Source organism: Acinetobacter sp. ACNIH1 (genome assembly GCF_002934695.1).
Lineage (GTDB): Bacteria > Pseudomonadota > Gammaproteobacteria > Pseudomonadales > Moraxellaceae > Acinetobacter > Acinetobacter variabilis.
The window spans coordinates 1-8,765 of sequence record NZ_CP026427.1 but is presented as its reverse complement, the minus strand read 5'-3'; the positions used below and the strand labels follow the sequence as shown (position 1 = coordinate 8,765).

Genomic DNA, 8,765 nt, shown 5'->3' with positions numbered 1-8,765 from the left:
AAATAATTCGCACTTGACAGTTTCTCCTAATCGGAGAAACTAGTACGCAATGGGGCGCTTCCCCCTTGACCCCCTTCAACCGGATTTTTCAGCCATCCAGGCATTCCAAATCCGGGCGGTTTTCATCTCGTTTCACTCCATAAAAACCGGTCCCAGACCAACAAAAAGGTGAACATGGCCAGCTACCATTTCAGCGTCAAAAGCAAAAATAAAGGCTATGCACTTAGCCATTACCTCTACATTTCCAGACTTATGCAATATGAAGGCATCCGTAAAACAAGCAACGAAACCGTAGAACACATTGAACCTGGTCGTTGTATGCCTTCTTTCGTTAAAGATCCTATCGAATTCTGGCAAGCAGCAGATACGTATGAACGTGCCAACGCCAAAGCCTACATGGAATATGAAATTGCCCTGCCCAATGAGTTCACGCCAGACCAGCGTAAAATGCTCGTAAAGACGTTTTTTGACAAACACATAGTCCCACAGCAATATCCGCATTCATACGCCATACACAACGTTAAATCGCGTCTCAGTGGCGAAGAACAGCCGCATTGCCACCTCATGTTCTCCCTCAAAGCTGATGACGGCATTGAACGCACAGCAGAACAATATTTCAAACGCTACAATCCTCAAAATCCGGCCAAAGGCGGTGCCAAGAAAATCCAGCTACAGGATGGCCACGCAGATTACTCCACATTCTTATTGCACATCCGCAAAGCTTGGGAAAACCATCTCAATGATGCTTTGGCCAAGTACTGCCCTACTGTGACCTACCAGATTGACGGCCAAGATATCACCATCAAGAACCAGGTATCAGCCGACAACTATGAGAAATACAACGAGATCCACGGCACCTTGTACCTCCCGGAACCCAAATTAGGTGCTGGAAAACAAAATGAAACCATGGAATACCTGGCTGAAATCCAGAAAATCCGGCTGCACAATGCCAAAGAACGAGAAATGGAACAAAAGCAGCGGCAACAAACGCAACAGCATGAACATTTCTATTCTTGCCTGAATGAGCCGTATACCTCACTCGAGGTCATGTATTACTTGAATTACTTGGTCAAAAAAGCCAAAAACCAAAAAGAACTCAACCAAGACTTCAATGAAATCATCAAAACACAGAAGCCAATACTTCAGGCCGAACATTGGAATTTGAATAAGATGGATTACCAACTAAAAAATTCACTCCAATATACAGATCCTCAAATCGAGTTTAATCCTGTTACTGTCTTAAAATCACAGGTTGAACAACCTCAAGTTGTTCAAGGCAATCAACCTACTCAACCATCCATACAGCCTAAGCCGAAAAATAATGATTACGATTTTGGTGGTCCTGGTTTTTGAATATGAATCTTGTAGGCATTTACAGAGCGAGTGTCTACGAGCGAACTGAGGCAATCAAAATTCTCGTTATGTTTTTTTCCCTGATTACAAGCTCCCTTTTGTCGCTAAGACTCAAGTACAGAGCAAAGCGACTTGATATTTTTAAGTCATGACTGAGCGAAGCGAAGATAAAAAAATTATGAGCGTAGCGAATTCCTACTGCTTTTGCTTTTTATTAAATTCTAGAGGGTATTAACCAAAAGATTGCCCCGACGAATCGAGCGAAAGCGAGATTCAATAGAGTTTGAGCGTAGCGAAAACCAAGGGCAATTTTTCAATTTGCTTTTTTTAAATATATTTTAAATCTTTTAAATCTTTTCAGTCCCCTGTATGCCTTATACAGTAAGGGTTTTAAAGCTTAACTATGACGGATTGACTACTAACTATGACGGATTGACTACTAACTATGACGGATTGACTACTTAACTATGACGGATTGACTACTAACTATGACAAGTATATATTTGTCATATATTAAAAATTAATGGTTTTATTTTGAATAAAAATCACGTTGTAAAATCAAATCAAGTAATAGAAGCCTCATATCAATTAAGTGCCGTAGAGCAACGAATTGTCTTAGCTGCCATTTCACGGATTCCAAAAAATCAGCCTATTACAGATGATGAGCTATATCCTGTTAGTATCAATGAGTTAAGGCAATTAGGTGTACATGAAAAAACTGCATACAGAGATTTAAAGGAAGGTATTAATAGACTCTATGAACGATCTATTAACCTCAGTATTGATGACAAGTCTATAAAAATGCGATGGGTACAAGAAGTTCAATTTCTAGATAGTCAAAGTGTCATTGGTATTCGTTTTTCAAAACCAATTCTGCCTTTCATATCTAATCTAAGTAGAGAATTCACCAAATATGCCCTGTCAGACATCGCTGGAATAAATAGTGGGTACGGTATTCGTATTTATGAGCTACTTGTTCAATATCGACAAATAGGTAAGCGTGAAATTTCAGTTGAGAATTTGCGGACAATGCTTGAGCTTGGTAAAAAGTACCCTTTATTCGCAGATTTCAAGAAACGAGTAATTGATACTGCTATAGACCAAATAAACGAATGCAGCCCTTTAAATGTCACTTATGAACAGAAAAAGACTGGTCGTAAAGTTACTAGTATTATTTTTTCATTTAAAGAAAAGACTAAGAGTATTAGTCATCAGAATACAGATGTACCTAAAGAATTTTATAAACTAACAGATGCTCAAATTAATATGTTTGGAAATCAACTTTCTCGTTTACATGAACTATCACATCTAGCACAGCAAGGTGAAAGCTATGATGATTTAGCTATAACAATTAAAGATATGTTGAGAGATCCAAAACAGCAAAAACAGTTTTTACCTTATCTAAAAAACTTAGGCTTTAAACTTTGAGTTTATTGGAGAATACACTTATTGTATTCTCCAATACGTATCGTTAATACACAGTAATACAATATGAAAACAAGTACAAAATACAGTGTTAGTGATGCTGCAACACTGTATAAAAAATCTCGGGCCACACTCTACAAAGATATAAAAAACGGAGTATTAAGTCGTGATCATGATGGTTCTATCGACTTTTCAGAATTACTTCGTGTCTATGGTGAGCCTTTTGGTGGAACAAACTCAAAACGTCTTGATACGTCTCCAAGACAAAACATTGATACACCTGAATACACTGATAATACAGTTGTTGAACTCAAAAATCAGATTGAGTTTTTAAAGAAACAGTTGGAAAAAGCAGAAGATCGGGAAACGAAGGCAAATGCTCGTATTGACACGCTACTTACACTTATTGAAATGAAGCCACCACAAGCCAATATAAGCACGTTTACAGAGCAGCAATCTGACCAGGATATAGCAACAGATCCTCGGTCAAAAAAACCAAATGAGGACGGATTGACTACTCAAGAAATTAAACGCATTCCAGTGCCGGAGCATATTGAACCAGAGCCTGAAAAAAGGGGCTTTTGGAGCCGTTTTTTTAGACCCTATGATTAACCACGATTGTTTAACTAATATGAACAAAGTCGTGAAACATTGGTTAAAGAATAGGCGTGGAACGTGAAAAATCATAAAAAAAGCCCGAACAGGGATGTTCGGGCTATCAACTAGGAACTACAGCGTTGAATTTTCAAGAGAATTATAACGCATTTCGTATAAGGTGTATTATGTTAATTTTAGAGATTCTACATAAACGTAAAATCTCCTGCACTTAGATTCTGGCATGTGTTCCATACTTATCAATCATGATAGAGCTGGCTTCATTTAAGCCACGCACAGTGACATTCACACTATTCTTTTGGAATTTATTTACAACAGAATCAAGCATGGCGACTGATGTTACATCCCAAATGTGAGAATGGGTCAAATCAATAATCACATCCTTTACATCCTCTTTAAAGTCAAACCCTTGCATGAATTTTTCAGAAGAACTAAAGAAGATCTGACCTCTCAAATCATATAAACGGGCTGTTCCTTCAAAAGATGCTATTACTTGGATATCATTTTCAAGTTTATTCGCTAGGAACAAAGCTGAAAGTAATACGCCTGTTAACACACCCAAAGCCAGGTTATGCGTAGCAACAACTACAATCACAGTCGCAATCATGACGATATTACTGCTCTTAGGATTATCTTTTAACTGAGTGACAGAACTCCATTCAAAGGTACTGATAGAGACCATGATCATTACCGCTACCAATGCAGCCATTGGAATCACTTTGAGCCAATCGCTGATAAATACAACCAGAATAAGAAGAAAAATACCCGCAGAGAATGTTGATAAGCGTGTAAGACCACCCGATTTCACGTTAATCATGGATTGACCAATCATGGCACAACCGGCCATCCCCCCCATAAAGCCAGAAGCAATATTCGCGATACCTTGTCCTTTACATTCTTGGAATTTATCACTTGGTGTATCTGTCATTTCATCCACGATGGTTGCTGTCATCATCGATTCAAGTAAACCTACAGCCGCCAGTGCGACTGAATAAGGCAAAATAATCATCAATGTTTCAATATTCAAAGGAATATTTGGAATCAAGAACATTGGAAGTGTGTCAGGTAACGATCCCATATCACCCACAGTTCTTACATCAATTCCTAGAGCAATTGCCAGTAATGTGATTGCAATGATGCAGACAAGTGGAGAAGGCAATAATTTTCCTAATTTGGGAATCATAGGGAAGAGATAAATAATCGCCAAACCTAAAGCAACTAAAGCATATACATGCCAGGTCACATTAATCAGTTCAGGCAGCTGAGCCATAAAAATTAAAATTGCTAACGCATTTACGAATCCAATAACCACAGATTTAGATACAAATCGCATTAACTTGGCGAGCTTTAAATAGCCAGCCATTATTTGAATTACACCCGTCAAAATTGTTGCTGCAAGCAGGTATTCAAGCCCATGCTCTTTGACCAAAGTAACCATGAGCAGTGCCATAGCCCCTGTAGCTGCTGAAATCATAGCTGGACGACCGCCTACGAAAGAAATCACGACGGCTATACAGAAAGATGCGTATAGACCGACTTTAGGATCTACACCTGCAATAATTGAAAATGCGATGGCTTCAGGGATGAGTGCAAGACCGACGACTAATCCAGCAAGTACATCCCCACGGATGTTAGAGAACCACTGTTCTCGGACATTAGACAACATAAACATAGCCTGTTTTTTAATTTTTCAGATAGGCTAGTGATGTGATATATACAACACACAAGCGACTACACCACATCACTAGACAGTGATGAGTTATTTACAGATTTAAGACGGTAAATAAACTTAAGGTGGCGTAAGTGTCATAAGATGAAAGAAGGTTTAGAGTAAAAAAATCAGGACAAGGGTAACAGCTAGGTACTTTTTTATAAAGCCTACGCCAATCTCAACTTAAAATAAGATTTTCGAATTGAATTGGTGAATGACCAAGCTTTTTATTTAGCACCACACAAATTGTATGCGACAGAATTTTACGAGTTATGCGGTGGGTTAAATGCCATAGATCTTTTGCCCTCACTTTCTGAATGTGAAAGCGATCTGTTAATTGACCAATCACTGTTTCAATCTTTCTTCTGGCTTTCATCAGTATTTGCAGTGTCTCTTTAGGTCTGAAATCTATCATGTTTTTTCTAAAGGGTGTTTGTAAATCAATACCCTGATATTCATAATATCGTTTCAATTCTGGTCTTAAATAGCCCTTATCTGCTCCCAGTAAACCGTAAATATCATTCGTAATTTCAGGTGCAACATCTCGCTCATCACAATGAGCAGGTGCAAAGGTATAACCCGAAATCATGCCTGAAAGATTAATGACGATATGAGCTTTGAAACCATAATATTTTTCTTGTTTTGCAGCACAATAACTAAAACCTGCGTATTCTTTAAAGTTTTTATGCTTTCTAGCTCTGGTATAACTACAGACAGGGAGTGGGAAGCCATCAATAAAGTGAATGTTATCTGAACCATAACGCTGAATGAGCTGTGCCATAATGGATTGACTGACATGCCACAGGTTTGCACAATGTTTACAGAAATTGGGATAAGATCCTAATTTTGGAAACCATTCTAACCAATTGTTTTTGAAATACATCCAAATATTTTTGTCTGTATCTAAACCAAGAAATTCACCTACTATTTGCATAGTGATGATTTCTGCATCAGTAACAGCAGGCGGAAAACCACGAGTTCTCAGGGGCTGAGTAACAACAATGGGATAAAGTTCTTCTATGATTACATAGACAAAAATGATAAATTCTTCAATGGACATAACTTTGCTTTAATTTCTTGGTGGAAACTAAAATAGGGTTATGTCCTTTTTATTTCAATCACTTAAAAAGTTGAGATTGGGGTAAAGCCTGGATGTTATATCCAAGCTTTGTTTAATCGGTATTTTATGAAGCTTTTGGCTCCCTAAGTAATTGACCTATTTCCAAACGTGTATAGCCACGTTCTTTAAAAATCAAAACAATAGCCTGTTTATAATCTTCAGAAGTAGAAGTCTTATACTTAGTTATCAGTTGATTTTCAGAATTCAGCTCAAGATCATTTTTGATGGTCAATACTTCGCTAGAGATCTTATTAAAGATATTTAGGTTAAACATACAGGCACTCGTCATCCGTATTATAGCGGCCCGACTATAACTAATACCTGTCTTAGCTACGCTAGACACCCTTAGCCGAAAGGATTACAAATTAAGAAAAATTCTGCAAGTTTCTGCCTATTGAAAGAATAAATAATATCTCCCAAATGCCATCCATTTAACATAATGGCGGTTATACGAAGTACACTTGTATATTAATATAAAAATCAATGACTTAAAATTTCACACTCAACCCTAAAATCCGTAAAAAGCCGACTTTGAAACAAGTCGGCTTTTTTATGAACGGTTTTGATAGTTTTTGCCAATAAATTTGTTTAAAAAGTAGTCGATTTTGCGATTTTTTAAATTTTATCAATGCTTGAATGCTTAAAATTATCCACATTTTTTGTGGATAAAATTTAGGCTATTTTGTAGGCCTAGGCTTACGTAAATTCCGGTTCTTTACGGCTGTCCAGGAGAGGTGAATTTTCCTATGATGAACTCATCGGGAACAGGAAGTTCCATACAAGAATAACAAGAGATAAGCACAAGGACTGTAAGGTACGACAGGAGTTATACCGAGCGAACCAATACGAAAAACCCCGGCAGGATGCCGGGGTTTTTTATTGCCTGTATCTTTTAGATCAATTTTAGAAAGCAACGATTACTTACAATAAATCACGTGTAATAAATAGTTTGATGGTATGATATGTATCAATGATATCTATTTTATTGGGGGGCAAATATGGAAACCGCTAAAGTTTTTCAAACAGGTCGTAGTCAAGCTGTCCGTTTACCTAAAGCATTTCGCTTTAATGGTACTGAAGTTGCTATCAAGAGTTTTGGCCGTGGTGTCTTATTAATGCCCATCGAAAACCCATGGGACATCATGTTAGAAGCAATTAACGAATTTGAAGTAGGATTTCAGCTTGAACGAGCTGATCAGGGTGAGCAATTACGTGAGGACTTCAAATGATTTACCTCTTAGACACAAATATTTGTATCTACGTGATCAATCATAAACCACAGCAAGTTTTTGAACGCTTTAAGCAATATCAGCTTGGACAGTTAGCTATTTCTAGCATAACCGCGTCAGAGCTGGCTTTTGGCGTTGAAAAGTCTGGATCTGAACGCAATAAGCAAGCTCTGAACAAGTTTTTATCACCCTTAGATATTTTACCCTACGATGAGCAAGCGATTTGGCATTACGCTAAATTACGTCAAGATCTCCAATCAACAGGTAAAACTATTGGTAGTTTAGATATGCTAATAGCAGCTCATGCCCTCGCTTTAGATGTTGTACTAGTCACAAACAACATCAAGGAATTTGAGCGTATAGATGGGTTAAAGTTAGAGAACTGGATCTAATTTTTAGCCCTTAAAAGGGCTAAATTTCGTATAAGCACCATTATGTTAATTTTAGAAAAACTACATACTTTCATACATAAATTATTTTTCAAAAATATAATTTTTTTCCATATTTATAGGGCAAATAAACATATATTGCGCTTTAAACATTCCGTTTTTGTCCTTTTTAATTTTTTTTACGGTTTCTTTAGATTGCAATACTTGCTCCAAATTTGCTAATAAATCTATTTTTGCTTTATCTAGATCTTTATTAAACACGTTCAAATTATATTTTTGATAATTATTCATGGCATGCGTAATAGCATCTACATTACTTTTATTATTTACTATTACATCTGTAAAAAGTTCATACGCAACAGAACAATAATTTTTGAACATATCTTTATTTCGAGCTAAAAATTCTTCTTTTTCACCTGCACAGCCAGATTTGTCATAAACAAACTTATTTCTATAATAATCACTATCTTTTGGCGAATTTAAAATTACAATTCCATCTGAACTATACGAAAATAAATGATATCCAACATATCCTCCATAGGAGTTTTTAGCATTTACTTCACCACAAGCAACACTCTCACCAACAGAATTCTTTATTTCCCTTAATTTTTGAAATTTTGTAGAGTCTGGATCTTTCATTTCCTGTTTTACTTTACTTTGAACCATATCTAAAAATTTATTATTTTCAGCATAAACTGAATTAATTAAAAAAAAATTAAGAATGGTGAAGTATATTAATTTACTCATAAAGTCCTCATAATTTAACAATTTGCATAAGATGGCTGAATCTGTGGATGCTATTTTTTAGATTCTACCCAAATTGAATACGTAGATTAAGCAAGTTATGACTGTACGCATTGATGCAGACGTTATGCAATCGCTTAAGGAAAAGGATATCAAACACGTATGAATAAAATCCTATG

At 36.6% G+C, this 8,765-nt stretch carries 9 protein-coding genes and 1 pseudogene; 6 read left to right on the top strand and 4 right to left on the bottom strand.

Translation table 11 applies throughout. The features are described from left to right. Positions 1 to 174 precede the first annotated feature (174 nt). From C3F22_RS18230 to C3F22_RS18220, 3 genes are all read left to right on the top strand, one after another. The gene (locus C3F22_RS18230) at positions 175 to 1,353 is read left to right on the top strand and encodes a MobA/MobL family protein (RefSeq protein WP_104427087.1); all 1,179 of its coding nucleotides are present in this window, start codon (positions 175 to 177) and stop codon (positions 1,351 to 1,353) included. 534 nt (positions 1,354 to 1,887) lie between these two features. Further along, entirely contained in the window at positions 1,888 to 2,781 is an 894-nt protein-coding gene (gene repM, locus C3F22_RS18225) for a replication initiation protein RepM (RefSeq protein WP_001038666.1), read from the top strand. Positions 2,782 to 2,844: 63 nt separating this feature from the next. Beyond that, the gene (locus tag C3F22_RS18220) at positions 2,845 to 3,390 is read left to right on the top strand and encodes a plasmid replication DNA-binding protein (RefSeq protein ID WP_104427086.1); all 546 of its coding nucleotides are present in this window, start codon (positions 2,845 to 2,847) and stop codon (positions 3,388 to 3,390) included. A 214-nt stretch (positions 3,391 to 3,604) separates the two neighbouring features. Here the strand turns inward: C3F22_RS18220 and C3F22_RS18215 are convergent, their stop codons facing one another. The 3 genes from C3F22_RS18215 to C3F22_RS18205 form a co-directional block, all read right to left on the bottom strand. Next, a complete protein-coding gene (locus tag C3F22_RS18215; RefSeq protein WP_005249159.1) occupies positions 3,605 to 5,059 on the bottom strand; it encodes a SulP family inorganic anion transporter in 1,455 nt (484 codons plus the stop codon). A gap of 223 nt (positions 5,060 to 5,282) precedes the next feature. Beyond that, a complete protein-coding gene (locus C3F22_RS18210) occupies positions 5,283 to 6,164 on the bottom strand; it encodes an IS982-like element ISAba9 family transposase (RefSeq protein ID WP_004282326.1) in 882 nt (293 codons plus the stop codon). Between the two features lie 124 nt (positions 6,165 to 6,288). After that, positions 6,289 to 6,498 (bottom strand): hypothetical protein, encoded by a 210-nt coding sequence (locus C3F22_RS18205; protein ID WP_005249157.1) that lies wholly within the window; start codon positions 6,496 to 6,498, stop codon positions 6,289 to 6,291. 724 nt (positions 6,499 to 7,222) lie between these two features. Here C3F22_RS18205 and C3F22_RS18200 point away from each other — a divergent pair. Beyond that, positions 7,223 to 7,453 carry an antitoxin gene (locus C3F22_RS18200; RefSeq protein ID WP_104427085.1) on the top strand — a complete coding sequence of 77 codons (231 nt, stop codon included), beginning with the start codon at positions 7,223 to 7,225 and terminating at the stop codon, positions 7,451 to 7,453. Further along, positions 7,450 to 7,845 (top strand): type II toxin-antitoxin system tRNA(fMet)-specific endonuclease VapC, encoded by a 396-nt coding sequence (vapC, locus tag C3F22_RS18195; RefSeq protein ID WP_086185555.1) that lies wholly within the window; start codon positions 7,450 to 7,452, stop codon positions 7,843 to 7,845. Before C3F22_RS18200 ends, vapC begins: the two co-directional genes overlap by 4 nt. Before the next feature lie 81 nt (positions 7,846 to 7,926). Here vapC and C3F22_RS18190 read toward each other — a convergent pair whose 3' ends face one another. After that, a complete protein-coding gene (locus C3F22_RS18190; RefSeq protein WP_104427084.1) occupies positions 7,927 to 8,589 on the bottom strand; it encodes a hypothetical protein in 663 nt (220 codons plus the stop codon). 88 nt (positions 8,590 to 8,677) lie between these two features. Here C3F22_RS18190 and C3F22_RS18440 point away from each other — a divergent pair. Next, a pseudogene (locus C3F22_RS18440) lies at positions 8,678 to 8,765 on the top strand (BrnA antitoxin family protein); the annotation flags it as partial.